The sequence below is a fragment of the Paenibacillus hemerocallicola genome, assembly GCF_006265175.1.
Classification (GTDB): domain Bacteria; phylum Bacillota; class Bacilli; order Paenibacillales; family NBRC-103111; genus Paenibacillus_AB; species Paenibacillus_AB hemerocallicola.
The window spans coordinates 1-14,502 of record NZ_VDCQ01000115.1; the positions used below are offsets into that span (position 1 = coordinate 1).

Consider the following 14,502-nt stretch of genomic DNA (forward strand, 5'->3'; position numbering starts at 1 on the left):
CGCCGTGAAGCTCCGCTTCCCAGGCTAAAGAGCAAAGCAAAAAGCAAAAGAGCGAAAGCAAGAGCAAGAGCATCGCCGGAAAGCTGGCTTTCCAGGCTATTAGGAGGAGACAAGCATGTCAGTCAAAGTAACGTTACCGGACGGAGCCGTCCGCGAATACGAGGCGGGTTCGACCATCGAGGATGTAGCCGGATCGATCAGCTCCGGCTTGAAAAAAAATGCGATCGCCGGCAAAGTGGACGGCAAAGTCGTCGACCTGAACCACAGGCTGCAGAGCGACGCGAAGGTGGAGATCGTCACGCTGGACTCCGCGGACGGGCTCGAAGTATATCGTCACAGTACGGCGCATCTGATGGCTCAGGCGCTAAAGCGGATTTACGGCAACAAAGCGATCAAGCTCGGCATCGGACCGGTCATCGACGACGGATTTTACTATGACATCGACCTGGAGCAGCCGGTGTCGTCCGAGGACCTCGAGAAGATCGAGAAGGAAATGGACAAAATTACGCAGGAAAATTTGCCGATCGTCCGCCGCGAAGTGAGCCGCGAGGAAGCGGTACGCATTTTCACCGAGCTGGAAGATCCGCTCAAGCTGGAGCTTATTCGCGACCTGCCGGAGGATTCGGTCATTACGATTTACGATCAAGGCGAATTTTTCGACCTGTGCCGGGGACCGCACTTGCCTTCGACGGGCCGCATCAAGGCGTTCAAGCTGCTCAGCGTGGCGGGAGCGTACTGGCGCGGCAATTCCAAAAACAAAATGCTTCAGCGCATATACGGCACGGCTTTTCCGAAAAAAGCCCAATTGGACGAACACCTCGTCCTGCTCGAGGAAGCGAAGAAACGCGACCATCGCCGCATCGGCAAAGATTTGAAAATGTTCACCTTCTCGAAGGAAGTCGGGCAAGGCTTACCGCTCTGGCTGCCGAAGGGCGCCAAGCTTCGCCGCCTGCTGGAGCGCTACATCGTCGATCTGGAAGAAAAGCTCGGCTACCATCACGTCTATACGCCGGTGCTCGGCAGCGTGGAGCTGTATAAAATATCCGGTCACTGGGAGCATTACCAAGAAGACATGTTCCCGAAGATGGAGCTGGACAACGAGGAGCTCGTGCTCCGACCGATGAACTGTCCGCACCATATGATGATTTACAAAAGCGATATGAGAAGCTACCGGGACTTGCCGATCCGCGTCGCCGAGCTCGGTACGATGCACCGTTACGAAATGTCCGGGGCGCTGACCGGCTTGCACCGGGTTCGCTCGATGACGTTGAACGACGCGCATATTTTTGCCCGTCCCGATCAGATCAAGGAAGAATTCGCGCGCGTTATCGGGCTGATCCAGCAAGTGTACGAGGATTTCGGCATCAAGGAGTACCGGTTTCGCTTGTCGTACCGCGACCCTAACGACACCGAGAAGTATTATCCGGACGATGCGATGTGGGAAATGTCTCAACGCATGCTGAAGGAGGTCGTCGAGGAGCTGAAGCTGCCGTATTACGAAGCCGAAGGCGAAGCGGCGTTCTACGGTCCGAAGCTCGACGTGCAGATCAAGACTGCGCTCAAGAAGGAGGAAACGCTGTCCACCGCACAGCTGGACTTCCTGCTGCCGGAACGGTTCGGCCTCGAATACGTCGGCGAGGACGGCAACAAGCATCGTCCGGTTGTCATTCACCGCGGCATTATTAGCACGATGGAGCGGATGACCGCATTCCTGCTCGAAAACTTTACCGGAGCGCTCCCAACCTGGCTGTCGCCGGTGCAAGCCGTCGTCATCCCGGTATCGGACAAATTCGACGACTATGCCAAGCAGACGACCGAGAAGCTGCTGGCGGCCGGTGTCCGCGCGGAAGCCGATCTCCGCAACGAGAAGCTCGGCTACAAGATCCGCGAGGCGCAGTTGGAGAAAACGCCGTACATGCTCATCGTCGGCGAAAATGAAGTGAACGCCGGCACGCTGTCCGTACGCAAACGCGGCGAAGGCGACATCGGAGCGCATGCCACCGACGCGGTCGTCTCGATGATTACGGAAGAAATCCGCACGAAGAAAGTGTAAGCGAACGAACGATACGACAACAGGCTACGACCAAAGACACGAACGCCGGCAACGCTTCCCAGAGAGAGGGGGACAGGTGAGAGCCCCTCAAGTCCGAGCCGGACGTTTACCGCTTTGCAGCCGCATTTGCGAAAGGGAATTTGCCGGTCCGACGGTCTGCAGGAGTCATTTCGAGCCTGGGCGCCGCTTTTCGGACACCGCATGCCGTCTGATAGCTGCTGCCAGCTCCCCAAACCTTGCAGCCTCGGCAAAGAAAGCGTCACAAGCGCCTCCGGCAGTGCCATGACCTTCCCGAATAGCTTATGCCGTCCCATCCCCGTTACCGGATGCCATAAGGTTTTGCTTGCTTGTCCCGTTCGGGACAACAGCGAAACGAACAAGGGTGGAACCACGACAGCACGCTCGTCCCTACGCGGATCGGGCGTGTTTTGTCGTTCGAGGAAATAAGGCGAGGGAAAGGCGTCGTGCCGCCGGATGAACTCATATTCGAAGTCAAGCGGCTATGACCGTACAGACAGAAACAGAAAAGGGAAGGAGAACTCTACATGAAGCATAAAGACATGGAGCTCGGTGAGGTCCCGGTGCTCGCGCGGAATTAACTGTAAAACATGCAGTTCATTGGACGGAATCGGTACTGTTGCGGGTAGTTAGCTGGAAAACGTACAGTTAATTCGGATGAAGTGTGCCCATTTGGTTACTTCGCGTCGATTTACATGCATAATTTCCAGTTATTTTCTATATTACCGATTGCTCTCTGGGAATAACGTGACTTTTTCCAGTTATTTTGCAGATTGCATCATGATTTAGCCCGTTTTCGAGACATAATGAAAACTTCCCTAGTCATAAAGACGGATACGGACCAAACTGTTCATGTCACGAAGCAAGACGGATAGGGACCCAAACTGTTCATGTCACGAAGCAAGACGGATACGGACCAGACTGTTCATGTCACGAAGCAAGACGGATAGGGACCGAACCTTTTCATGTCACGAAGCAAGACGGATACGGACCAGACTGTTCATGTCATGAAGCCTTAGCCGGACGAATAGTAAACCGCGTCAATTGTGCGCTTATTCTCATATGAATCAGGAGGAAGACGATATGTCCATCAAAATCAAATTGCCCGACGGAGCCGTCAGGGAGTTCGAAGCGGGAATCAGCATCGAAGAAATTGCCGGGGCGATCAGCCCGGGACTGAGAAAAAACGCCGTAGCGGGTAAGGTGGACGGCAAAGCCGTCGATTTGAGCTATCGGCTCGAACGGGACGCGCAGGTGGAAATTGTCACGCTCGAATCGGCGGACGGAGTCAAGGTGTACCGACACAGCGCGGCACACTTGATGGCGCAAGCGCTGAAGCGACTGTACGGCGGCAAAGCCGTCAAGCTCGGCATCGGTCCGGTTATCGAGGACGGCTTCTACTACGATGTCGATCTGGAGCAGCCGATCTCTTCGGAGGAGTTGGGAAGGATCGAGCGGGAAATGGAACAGATCGTGGAGGAAAACTTGCCGATCGTCCGTCGGGAAGTAAGCCGCGAGGAAGCGGAGCGCCTTTTCGCCGAGCTGGAAGATCCGCTCAAGCTGGAGCTGCTGCGCGACTTGCCTGGCGATGCGGTCATTTCCCTTTACGAGCAGGGCGAGTTCGTCGATTTGTGCCGTGGGCCGCACCTGCCTTCGACGGGGCGAATCAAGGCGTTCAAGCTGCTGAGCGTGGCTGGCGCCTACTGGCGCGGCAGCTCCGATAACAAAATGCTGCAGCGCATATACGGCACGGCTTTTCCGAAGAAGGAGCAGCTGCAGGAGCACCTCGACCTGCTAGAGGAAGCGAAGAAGCGCGACCACCGCAAAATCGGCAAGGAGCTGGAGCTGTTTCTGTTCTCCGAGGAAGCGCCGGGCATGCCGTTTTATTTGCCGAAGGGCACGGTCATCCGCAACGAGCTGGAGCGGTTTGCGCGCCAGCTGCAGGCCGAGCTCGGCTATGAGGAGGTCCGCACGCCCTTTATGATGAACCGGAGGCTCTGGGAGCAGTCCGGGCATTGGGACCATTACCACGAGAACATGTATTTCAGCCAAGTCGACGAAGCGACATTCGCGCTGAAGCCGATGAACTGCCCGGGTCATATTATCGTGTACAAAAACGCGATGCATTCGTACCGCGAGCTGCCGATCCGGCTGGCCGAGTTCGGACAGGTGCACCGGCACGAACTGTCCGGAAGCTTGAGCGGTTTGATGCGGGTGCGGACGTTTTGCCAGGACGACGCCCATATTTTTGCCCGTCCGGATCAGATCGAGGACGAAATCGGCAAGGTGATCGACCTGATCGACCGGATGTACCGCGTGTTCGGGTTCGACTATACGATGGAGCTGTCCACGAGACCGGAGCGGTCGATGGGCTCGGACGAACTGTGGGAGAAGGCGGAGACGGCATTGCGCAACGTACTGGAACGTCGCGGAGTCGAATACCGGCTGAATGAAGGCGACGGAGCTTTCTACGGACCGAAGATCGACTTCCATATCCGCGACGCCATCAAGCGCAGCTGGCAGTGCGGCACGATTCAGGTGGATTTTCAAATGCCGGACAATTACGATCTGGCGTATATGGACGAATCGAACAGCAGGCAGCGGCCGGTCATTATTCACCGTGCCGTGTACGGATCGATAGACCGGTTTATCGGCATCTTGACGGAGCATTACGCGGGGGCTTTTCCGGTGTGGCTCTCGCCTGTGCAAGCGACGATTTTACCCGTATCGGACAAATTCGACGGTTATGCCAAACAAACGGCGCAGCTGCTCCGGGCGGCCGGCATTCGGGCCGATGCGGATTTGCGCGTCGAAAAGCTGGGCTACAAAATCCGCGAGGCGCAGCTGTCCAAAACGCCCTACATGCTTATTGTCGGCGAGAAAGAAGCCCGAGACGGCACGGTGTCCGTTCGCCTTAGAGAAGAAGGCGACATTGGCGTTCTGAAAGTCGAGGAAGCCGTCGAGAAAATAAAGGGCGACATCGGGGACGGTTGGTGAGGGCGACAAGAAAGCCCCGGGAATGATAAGCTCCCGGGGCTGTTGCATCATGCTAATCGATCAAGGTCAGCAGCTCGGATACCGGCGTGCGCAGCTTCGGCCTGCGTACCTTCGTCTTGTCGAAGTAGCCCATATGCAGCGTGCCGACTACCTTTTGACCTGGCTTGACGCCGATCGCTTCGCGAAACAGCGGACTCCAGTTGTAGTCGTTCGTCTTCCAGACGACTCCGATCCCGCGCTCCCAGGCGAGCAGCTGGATATTTTGGATCAGGGCGCTGGCCGCGGAGAACGCTTCCTCCCATTCCTTCGGCCGGGGCTCCTCCTCGATCAATACGACCAAGTGAACAGGTACGCCGGTGCAATACACGTCCGCCACCTTCTCCCCGTACTGCTCCCTTTTCTCGTCGGTGTAAGTCGACAGTACCGCGTCGGAAAATCGCTTGCGGCCGTCCCCGACGAACAGGAGGAACCGCCACGGCTCCCGGCGCGAATGGAACGGCGCCCACACGGCGGCGTCCAACAGCTCCGTGACCAAATCGGTCGATACCGGCTCGCCGCTAAACTGATTGACGGTCCGGCGTTCGCGGATCGTCTTCTCGATACCCGCATAAGTGTCTATCATGCTTCTTTTGCCCTCCTCGTCCGCTTATCCTGTTCGGTCACTTGACCAGCGCTTTCACTACGTCGTCGACTTTTTTGTTGTAGGCTACCGGACCGAAGGTCATCCAGTGGTCCAGGCTCACCTCGTACAAATGCCCTTTCTGCACGGCGGGCAGCGCCTTCCATACGTTGCTTTCGAAAATTTCCTTGGCCAGCTCTTTCCCGCCGTCGTCATAGGTGATGAGCAGATGATCGACTTGCAGCTGGGGAATAATCTCCATGGAGACGACTGCCATGCCTCCGTTGTCTCCCCACGCGAGCTTTTTGACGATATCCGGCGGAGTAAGCCCGAGATCGTTGTACAGAACGTTCCCGGAATAGCCCAGCGGGCCTCCGTACAGCCGGATTTCTTTGTTGCTGCGCACGCGGAGCAGAGCGACCGTCTCGTTGCCGATTGAGGCGCTCAGCTTCTTCTTGGCGTCCGTCAATTTATTGGCGTAATCGGTCAGCACTTTCTCGGCTTCGGCTTTTTTGCCCGTCAGCTCGCCGACTTTGCGCAGCGTATCCCGCCAGGCGTCGGGCGCTTCATTGCCGAACACGTACGTCGGGGCGATCTTGGAATACTTCTCATACTTGCCTTCGCTTCCGTAGTTGGGGAAGGCCAGCAATATGAGATCCGGCTGAGCGGCCAGCGCGGCTTCGAAATTCATCGCGCTCGTATCCAGCTTGGGCAGGTCCCCGATGCTCGGCTGCAAATATTTCAGCGAGAAGGAGCCGATGACGGTTTGCGTTACCGGCTTGATGCCGAGGGCGACAAGAAAATCTTCCATATAAAGCGCGGTAATCCGTTTCGGATTGGCGGGAACCTGAATCTCTCCCAATTCGTGCTTGAATTTGTTTACGGCCGGCGCGGACTCCTGCTTGGCCGGCTGCTGCGGAGCGGTAGCGCCCGAGGAGGAGGAGGCTTGGCCGTTAGTTCCGCTTCCCGCGGTTTGCGCGCCTCCGGTTCCTTCGTTGCCGCAGGCGGCAAGGAAGGTCAGCGATAAAGCGATGGTGCACAGAAGAAGTCGGTTTCGGATCGTTCTCATCGTTGCAGCCCCTTTAATTGATAACGATTATCATTTTCGTAGAAATTGTAGCATGCACGATGGGGGGATTCCATAGAGAAATGTCCGATTCGATTTATGGTATTGTCAGGTCGTTCGGATTTCGGATTAGACCCGATTTCGAACGAGCGCATCGAGCGCATGCTCGATTTTCCGCTCGTGGGCGATCATGCCGAACGTCATCCATACGTCCGTGGCGCCCGCATATACTCTCCCGTTGCGTACGGCGGCAAGGCTTTTCCAGTACGGGCTGTCCATCAGCTTGCGCGCTTGTCCCTTCTGCCCGTCGTCCACGACCAGAAACAAGTGGTCCGCCTCCAGCATGCTCAGCGTCTCGGGAGGAATGGAGGCGACGGATCTCATGCCGCTTCTGGACCATTCCTGCAGCAGACGCGGCATTTTGAGCCCCAAGTCTTCGTACAGCACAGGACCGGTGTAGCCTTCCGGTCCGCCGTACAGACACAGACCGTTTCTGAAATGCAGCCGCAGAAGGGCTACCGTCTCTCCGCCGATCGCCTCGGCCAAACGTTTCCGCGCTTCTCCGGCATTTTTCTCGTATCGCTCTATCGCTCCCTCCGCCTCGGGCTCCCTGCCGATCAAGCTGCCGAGGCTGCGGAGCGTTGCCCGCCAATTGGCCCCCGCCTGCCGGAATACGAAGGTGGGTGCGATCTCGGCGAACCGATCGTACCGCCCGGCGGCGGCGAAGTTCGTAAAGCCGAGGAGGATGACGTCAGGACGGGCCCGTCTCAGCGAATCGAAATCGATACGGCCCACGTCCAGCTTCTCTACATCTTCGAGAAAAGGCTCCAAATACTTTTGGTAATAGTCGGAAGAAGCGTATTGCATAAGCGGCTTGACGCCCAGCACGGTCAAGTAGTCTTCGAGAAACAAACCGATGACGCGCTCCGGCCTTTCGCGGTTCCCGTAGGCGGGGAGCGGCGATGAACGCAGGTAGGAGGTGTACAGCTGGGAGCTGACGACCTGGCGGCTGCGGCTTCGTTTTACATATGCGGACGGGGACAAGCCCGTTACTTGCTTGAACCTGCTGCTGAAATAATACTCGCTGCTGTACCCGACCGACTGGGCGATATCCCGCATCGGGCTGTCCGAGTCCAGCAGCAACTGCTTGGCCCGGTTGATTCGGATCTCGGCCAGCATATCCATCGGGCTTTTGCCGGTCTCCTTGCGGAAAAGAGAAGAGTAGTAGCCGGGACTCATCCCGGCCATTTTGGCGAGACGCTCCCGCGTCAGCTCGTGGTTGTACGCTTGCTCCATGTAAGCGATCGTGCGCGCTATCCCCGTTTTCGGCTCGGGCTGCCGCTCCGCTCCCGTATTCTCCGCCGATTGCCACAGATGGGCGAGCAGCTCCAGAAAATGCCGCTGGCGGTTAAATCGTTTCAGCTCTCCCGTCTCCTGGCGGCTGTCATACAAGCCGCGGATCATTTCTCCGATCCGCGGCCCGTCGTGCCGGCATACTTCCCCGACATACGGAAACCGGGCTTCTTCGCGTGGGGACGTGCCGTTCCCAGGCAAAGGATGCGTCATCCGGACACCGACGAACTCCAGCTCGAAACCGTGAAGCGGCCGTTCCGTATCGCTATGCATTTCATATGCCATGCCGGGAACGATCAGGAAGCAGCAGCCTCCGATCAGCGTTTGCGGCGATTCGCCTTCCAGCTCCAGCCTGCCTTTGCCGTCCGTTATATAGAAGATTGCATGATGGTCCGGCAGGCGGATTCCGGCATCCAGCTTATCGTGGCGCCTGATATCCAGCAGAGCAAACAACAAAGGGGGTTGAGCATCACGTTCGAAAGCGGCCATAGGGGAGATCCGCTCCTTTCGTCGGAATTCATCATTGAGAATTATTTTCATTTAATAGGATAAAACGTTTCGCCTTTCCTTTCAATAGCGGATTGCCGCGTACGGAAAGCAACGGTAGTAACTCCGAAGAGGGCTTCTCCAAACAAGCGAACGGCGGCTTCGTGCCTGTCTTCGCTGCGTTTTGGCGGAAAGCTTCGTATAGCGGCATGGATTTCGGGGAAAGCTCTTCCTAATTGGAGGTAACCATATAATGTTATTGTCGACGTTTTGTCAATCCAGACGGTTTCGGACCGCGCTGCTGTGCTTTGCGCTGCTGGCCGCGCCGGGACCGATGGAAAGCAATTCGGCCGCAGGAGTAGCGAATACCGCGACGAGGGCGTGGACAGTCTCTTCCGTCGCGAACGACCCGCCCCCAACGGACGAAGCCTCGGAGCTTCCCGCGCAAGCGGGCAGACCGGATGTTCCGGCTGCCGCGGTTTCCCGCGAGTCCGTAGCGGAGAGACTGTCCAAACTCAAATCCCGCCAAGAGCTTATAGAAAAAAACAAACGGTTTCCGATGCTCCATGAAGATGCGTCGCGATTTCTGGGCTCGGTCGAAGTAGTCGCTACGGGATACTATGCCGGAGTGGAATCCACCGGCAAAAAACCGGGACATCCCGAGTACGGCATCACTTATTCCGGGGTGAAAGTGCGCCAAGGCGTTCTATCGACGATCGCAGCCGATCCGAAAGTGTTCCCGCTCGGGACGATTCTGTATATTCCCGGCTACGGCTACGGCATCGTAGCGGATACCGGCTCCGCGATCAAGGGGAATAAAATCGACCTGTACTATACGACGAAGGATCAAATTTTTAAAGAATGGGGCAAACGGACCGTCCACGTATTCGTCGTGAAAAGAGGAAACGGACGCGTCTCGGAAGAAATATTGAACCAATGGGACGACGTCCTGACCGCCGTTTCTACCCAGAAAATAAGTTCTTTGGATCTATAACGATCATAAAACCAAAACCGGTGTCCTGTTTTGTCGAGAACAGTGCATTGGTTTCTTTTTTTTTCTACAACTCTATGCTAATATGTTCCATATAGGAAACGCATTCATTGCCTTTGTAAATTCCCTTTTTCTAGGAGATGAGCCTGATGGGAACGGGATTGCTGCAAACGAACTCGGATCGCACGGAAGAGCAAGATGCGTTGCTTATGGACGTGTACAAGCAGATGTTCATTGTGGCCTACTCCATCATTCGCAATAAGACGGAAGCGATGGATGCGGTGCAGGAATCATGGGTGAAAATATTGCGCAAGCTCGATACGCTGCGCGACCGGGATAAGCTGATCCAGTGGGCCAAAGTTATCGCCACGAACACGGCCTACAATATGATCAAGCGCAAGGTTGCCGTCTCGCTCGGCGATCCGGAGGAGAGCGGCGTTCCGCTCATTTCGACGGAAGGTGTCGAGGAAAGGGTGATGCGCAATATTATATTCGAAGAGATCAAGAAGCTGGACGACAAGACCAGACAAATTTTGACTTATAAATATTATTACGATTTGAAGGACAAAGAAATCGCCGAGCGAATGGATCTGCCGCTCGGGACCGTCAAAGCCCGCATTCATCGGGGCAAGGAGCAGTTGAGGACCATGCTGAACGATCCGTATTTGAAGTCGGACCGACTTACATAAAAGTAATTCCTCCATCAAATAATACGTTTCATGGAGGTGAGCGAACATGGCGAAGAACAAAAACAAAAATCAACAAAACAACGCTGAATTTGCCGATGAAGTCACGACAGCCGAAGCTAACAAAAAAACATCGAAAAATGCGAAATCTTAACGCCGATTGCGAAAATCGATAGCATCGAAATGGAGGGAGCCTGCCTGCGGCTCCCTTTTTGGCAATATAAAATTTTTAAGTTTCGGGGTCCCGCAAAGTACCTGGATAAGCATCGGAGCAAAGGCCTCGCTTTGCGGGGTTATTTTGGCTCCCCGGAATCTGCCGATGCTCCACTTGTGGGGCTATTTTGCGTTTGCGCTGCGTCTCCCGCATTCCTGCCTGCTCGCGCCTCCGTCCCGAGACGGAGTACGAATCAATCCGCCGACTCTTTGTTTCCCCCCGGAAATCACATACAATGAAAGTACGAAGAAAGGGTGGCAACCCCACCGCTTGGAGGAACTCGCTATGAGAAACGGCTTTTGGAGCAAGTCGATCGGCGGATTGGTGCTTATTGCGATAGGCGTCGTATTTCTGCTCAATCAAACCGATATCATTACGGTAGATCTCGGCTACATTTTCTCTAACTTCTGGCCCATAGTGCTTATCGTGATCGGTTTGAAAGGATTGTTCGCGGTACGCCATGCGGGACACGGCTATATCGGCTCGTTCATATGGGGCGCGATTATGATCGGTCTCGGCCTCGTATTTTTAAACAACAATTTCGGCTGGATTCCGAATTTCGGCGTTGCCGAGCTGATCAAGTTCGCGATCCCGGCCGTATTGATCCTGGTCGGCATTCAACTGTTGTTCCGGCCGAGAGCCGCTGCGCCCGATCCGGGCCCGGATCCGGATCCGTATACGCCCAAGGATTGGAAGCCCTATTCCAGCGCGGATTTGGATGCGGAGGGACCGTCTCATGTCGACGGCTCGAAAATGAACGGGACGCATGATATGCCGCCCCCGCCCCCTGCGCCGAACGGAAGCGGCGAGCATTGGCGCGAGGCGAAGCAGGAATGGAAGCAGCGCAGCCGCGAGTGGAAGGACGATCTGAGGCAGCGCAAGCGCGAATGGAAGCATGACTGGAAGCATTGGCGGCATGATGAACATGGGCATGATCACGAGCATGATCACGACTGGCACGGACATTCGTGCGGAGGCCGCGGAGTCGACAACCGGCACAGCTTTATCGGCGATGTCCGGATCGGGCGCGAGTATTGGGAGCTGAAGCCGCTCAACATTTCCCACTTTGTCGGCGATACCGAGATCGACTTGACCCGGGCCAATATTCCTTACGGGCAAACGACGATCAACATTTCTTCCTTCGTAGGCGATGTGAAAATATTCGTTCCGAACGACCTGCAATTGGAGATCAGCGTCCGGGCATCGGCTTTCTTGGGCGACATGAGCGTATTCGACAGATGGGAAGGCGGACTGTTCCGCAATATGAAAGCCGAGTCTCCCCAATACGCCGAGGCGGATAAAAAGATCCGCGTGAACGTGAGCACGTTTATCGGAGATGTGAGGGTGAAACGGGTCGGATGAATCGCTTAACCAGATCGATTAATATCAAATGGCAGCTGCTGAGTTATTTTCTGGGCGCTCTCGCCATCGTGCTCGGAGGCTTCGCCATAGGCTGGTTGTACTGGCGCGACACGCTCAGCGTAAATAATTTGTGGATCGAATACGTGCTGCTGCTCGTAGGGTCTGGGCTCGTGGTCGCTTACTTGATCACCGCCCAGCTTCAGCGCAAGATCGATAGGCTGCATCTGGCTATTTTGCAGCTGGCCAACGGCAACTTGGGAGAGAGGATCCAACCGTCAGGGGGGGATCCATTCGACCGTATATACGGCGATTTCAACGACATGGCTTCTTCGATCGAGAAAAGAGTCATGCTGCTGCAGAAGGTCGGCGAGGAAAATGTGATGCTGCAAGCCAAATCGAACGAGGACGCCGTCATCGAGGAACGGAAAAGATTGGCCCGCGATTTGCACGATACCGTAAGTCAGCAAATGTTCGCGATCCATATGTCGGCCTCGTCGCTAGCCAAGATGGTCGAGCGGGGGCAAACGGAGTCGGTCGGGCCTATTCTCGAGCAGCTTGTGTCGATGTCCAATTTGACGCAAAAGCAGCTTCGCTCCATGATCGCCCAGCTGCGGCCGATCGAGCTGGAGGGCAGAAGGCTTTCCGAAGCGTTGGACAAATGGTTTCCCGATTATTGCCGGCAAAACGGCTTGCAGGGCAGTATGGATATTCGGCTGGCCGGGTCGTTATCGGACGGAATCGAGCATCAGCTGTTCCTCATTATTCAAGAAGGAATGGCGAACGTAGTGAAGCACGCCTCGGCGCGTCATGTGGCCTTGTCGCTTCACGATAACGGCAACCAGTATGTACTGCAAATCCATGACGACGGGCAAGGCTTCGAGAGCGACACGGTCCGGGTCAATTCATACGGATTGTCGACGATGCGCGAGCGGGCCCAGAAGCTCGGCGGCAATATGGAGATCCGAAGCAAGGCCGGCGCGGGAACGCGGATCAAAATAAGCATTCCGAAATTTGAAGCGGTCAAGGAGAGGCCGGACAAATCCGATCGCGATCGCGATCAGGAACAGGAGCATAACTAAATGTCGAACGCGATAAAAATTATGGTCGTAGACGACCACGATATGGTAAGGCTCGGTTTGAAAACGTATTTGGCGATGGAGAGCGACTTTCTCGTAACGGGCGAAGCGGCCAACGGCAAGGAAGCTCTGGAGCTGTTGAAGGGAGTCGCGGAGGACGGCTTGCCGGATATGATTTTGATGGACCTCATGATGCCGCTCATGGACGGGGTGGATACGACGCGAGAGGTGTCCAGACTATACCCGCAAGTAAAAGTCATATTGCTTACCAGCTTCCTGGAGGACGAAAAGGTGCTGCAGGCGATCGAGGCCGGCGCCATTACTTATGTGCTGAAGACCGTCTCCTCGGATGAGCTCGCCCATGTGATCCGTAGCTCGTACCGCGGCTTGCAGGTGATGAATTCCGAGGTTTCCCAAGCATTGACGCGCGGACTGCGCCAACGCTCCACCCAATCCGGGCAGGACGACGGGGCCGGACTGACGAGCCGGGAAATGGAAGTCATGCTGCTGATCGCGGACGGCAAATCGAACAAGGACATTGCCGACGAGCTGCATATCAGCATCAAAACGGTGAAGACGCATGTGAGCAACCTGCTGATGAAATGCGAGGTCGAGGATCGGACGCAGCTGGCCATTTATGCGCATCGCAAAGGCTGGAGCGGTAAACCTGTCAGTTGAGATAAGGGTTAAAATCGGCTTTTTTGGCGCAAACTAGAAGAAAAACGTTTAACGACGTCTTTCGAGGAGGGGCGACCGCGATTTGGCGGTAGTTTTTCTTGATAAAGAAAGTCTTTTTCGCTTCAGTGCTTTATCGAAGTTGAACTTTCTTTATCGTTGAGAAAAACGTTTAACGACGTCTTTCGAGGAGGGGCGACCGCGATTTGGCGGTAGTTTTTCTTGGTAAAGAAAGTCTTTTTCGTTTCAGTGCTTTATCGAAGTTGAACTTTCTTAATCGTTGAGAAAAACGTTTAACGACGTAGTTCAAGGAGTGCGCCATGAAGCCAATACAATCCGCATTGGAGAACCGTACGGATGAGTTCGACCGTGTAAAAAATCATTTGGAGCAATTCCAGTTTACGCTCGGAGGAAATTGGGGGTATGATCACGGCTGTTTTGACCGCGCGCTGGACGAAGCCAATAAAGTGTGGCTGCGGCTGCCGTTCGAAGTAACGCATGGCAGTCTGGAGGGCCCGGATACGCCGAATCCGGGTACGGATATTTTGATGGGCACTCCGTTTGTGCTGAAGCACGTCTACAATGAAGGATTGGATGCGGAGGCAGTCCCCCGGACCTTCGGCGCGCTGTTCGACCAATTCCAGGATCCTGTCGACAAAGATGCCAGCGTGGAAGACCATTGGGTAACGAGAGCGACGGAATTGCTTCGCGAAGTAGAACAGGGGCTGCTATAGCCCCTGTTTGTTTTGTCTGCATATGAAAATGTTTAATGATAACCATCGGGTGGGCGAGCAGGTAGAGTCCGTTCCAGAGGAAAAAGCGGGTTCGATAATGTTGAAAACAGCACTATTTCGACAAAGGTCGAGAGCAATATTAACGGATAGGGTCGGTTTGAACACTATTTCC

Annotated in this window: 11 protein-coding genes; 8 read left to right on the plus strand and 3 right to left on the minus strand. The window is 55.3% G+C overall.

Going from position 1 to position 14,502, the window contains the following annotated elements; genetic code table 11:
• The first annotated feature begins 115 nt into the window (after window positions 1–115).
• Both thrS (FE784_RS39330) and thrS (FE784_RS39335) read left to right on the plus strand, forming a co-directional pair.
• Window positions 116–2,053, plus strand: coding sequence for a threonine--tRNA ligase (gene thrS / locus FE784_RS39330; protein WP_139607765.1), 1,938 nt, complete (start codon window positions 116–118; stop codon window positions 2,051–2,053).
• Window positions 2,054–3,154: 1,101 nt separating this feature from the next.
• Window positions 3,155–5,068 carry a threonine--tRNA ligase gene (gene thrS / locus FE784_RS39335; RefSeq protein WP_139607766.1) on the plus strand — a complete coding sequence of 638 codons (1,914 nt, stop codon included), beginning with the start codon at window positions 3,155–3,157 and terminating at the stop codon, window positions 5,066–5,068.
• Window positions 5,069–5,120: 52 nt separating this feature from the next.
• Here thrS (FE784_RS39335) and FE784_RS39340 read toward each other — a convergent pair whose 3' ends face one another.
• The 3 genes from FE784_RS39340 to FE784_RS39350 form a co-directional block, all read right to left on the minus strand.
• Window positions 5,121–5,690, minus strand: coding sequence for a nitroreductase family protein (locus FE784_RS39340; RefSeq protein WP_139607767.1), 570 nt, complete (start codon window positions 5,688–5,690; stop codon window positions 5,121–5,123).
• Between the two features lie 37 nt (window positions 5,691–5,727).
• Window positions 5,728–6,756, minus strand: coding sequence for an ABC transporter substrate-binding protein (locus FE784_RS39345; RefSeq protein ID WP_139607768.1), 1,029 nt, complete (start codon window positions 6,754–6,756; stop codon window positions 5,728–5,730).
• Window positions 6,757–6,882: 126 nt separating this feature from the next.
• Entirely contained in the window at window positions 6,883–8,595 is a 1,713-nt protein-coding gene (locus FE784_RS39350) for a helix-turn-helix domain-containing protein (RefSeq protein WP_176706850.1), read from the minus strand.
• A gap of 250 nt (window positions 8,596–8,845) precedes the next feature.
• Between FE784_RS39350 and FE784_RS39355 the strand changes: the two genes are divergently transcribed.
• The 6 genes from FE784_RS39355 (at window position 8,846) to FE784_RS39380 (ending at window position 14,330) form a co-directional block, all read left to right on the plus strand.
• Window positions 8,846–9,586 carry a 3D domain-containing protein gene (locus FE784_RS39355; RefSeq protein ID WP_246132391.1) on the plus strand — a complete coding sequence of 247 codons (741 nt, stop codon included), beginning with the start codon at window positions 8,846–8,848 and terminating at the stop codon, window positions 9,584–9,586.
• Between the two features lie 146 nt (window positions 9,587–9,732).
• Entirely contained in the window at window positions 9,733–10,272 is a 540-nt protein-coding gene (locus tag FE784_RS39360; RefSeq protein ID WP_176706851.1) for an RNA polymerase sigma factor, read from the plus strand.
• Window positions 10,273–10,768: 496 nt separating this feature from the next.
• A complete protein-coding gene (gene liaF / locus FE784_RS39365; protein ID WP_176706852.1) occupies window positions 10,769–11,845 on the plus strand; it encodes a cell wall-active antibiotics response protein LiaF in 1,077 nt (358 codons plus the stop codon).
• Complete coding sequence (locus FE784_RS39370) at window positions 11,842–12,924, plus strand: HAMP domain-containing sensor histidine kinase (protein WP_139607772.1); 1,083 nt, start codon at window positions 11,842–11,844, stop codon at window positions 12,922–12,924. Before liaF ends, FE784_RS39370 begins: the two co-directional genes overlap by 4 nt.
• Window positions 12,925–13,599: a response regulator gene (locus FE784_RS39375; RefSeq protein ID WP_139607773.1), complete on the plus strand. Its 675-nt coding sequence runs from the start codon at window positions 12,925–12,927 to the stop codon at window positions 13,597–13,599.
• Window positions 13,600–13,916: 317 nt separating this feature from the next.
• The gene (locus FE784_RS39380) at window positions 13,917–14,330 is read left to right on the plus strand and encodes a YugN family protein (protein ID WP_139607774.1); all 414 of its coding nucleotides are present in this window, start codon (window positions 13,917–13,919) and stop codon (window positions 14,328–14,330) included.
• Window positions 14,331–14,502: the final 172 nt, after the last annotated feature.

Bases quoted from the DNA above. Each gene is read 5' to 3' on its own strand.
- FE784_RS39380 (WP_139607774.1), top strand. From the start codon at position 13,917: ATGAAGCCAATACAATCCGCATTGGAGAACCGTACGGATGAGTTCGAC.
- FE784_RS39355 (WP_246132391.1), top strand. From the start codon at position 8,846: ATGTTATTGTCGACGTTTTGTCAATCCAGACGGTTTCGGACCGCGCTG.
- FE784_RS39345 (WP_139607768.1), bottom strand. From the start codon at position 6,756: ATGAGAACGATCCGAAACCGACTTCTTCTGTGCACCATCGCTTTATCG.
- FE784_RS39375 (WP_139607773.1), top strand. From the start codon at position 12,925: ATGTCGAACGCGATAAAAATTATGGTCGTAGACGACCACGATATGGTA.
- thrS (WP_139607766.1), top strand. From the start codon at position 3,155: ATGTCCATCAAAATCAAATTGCCCGACGGAGCCGTCAGGGAGTTCGAA.
- FE784_RS39350 (WP_176706850.1), bottom strand. From the start codon at position 8,595: ATGGCCGCTTTCGAACGTGATGCTCAACCCCCTTTGTTGTTTGCTCTG.
- FE784_RS39340 (WP_139607767.1), bottom strand. From the start codon at position 5,690: ATGATAGACACTTATGCGGGTATCGAGAAGACGATCCGCGAACGCCGG.
- thrS (WP_139607765.1), top strand. From the start codon at position 116: ATGTCAGTCAAAGTAACGTTACCGGACGGAGCCGTCCGCGAATACGAG.
- FE784_RS39370 (WP_139607772.1), top strand. From the start codon at position 11,842: ATGAATCGCTTAACCAGATCGATTAATATCAAATGGCAGCTGCTGAGT.
- liaF (WP_176706852.1), top strand. From the start codon at position 10,769: ATGAGAAACGGCTTTTGGAGCAAGTCGATCGGCGGATTGGTGCTTATT.
- FE784_RS39360 (WP_176706851.1), top strand. From the start codon at position 9,733: ATGGGAACGGGATTGCTGCAAACGAACTCGGATCGCACGGAAGAGCAA.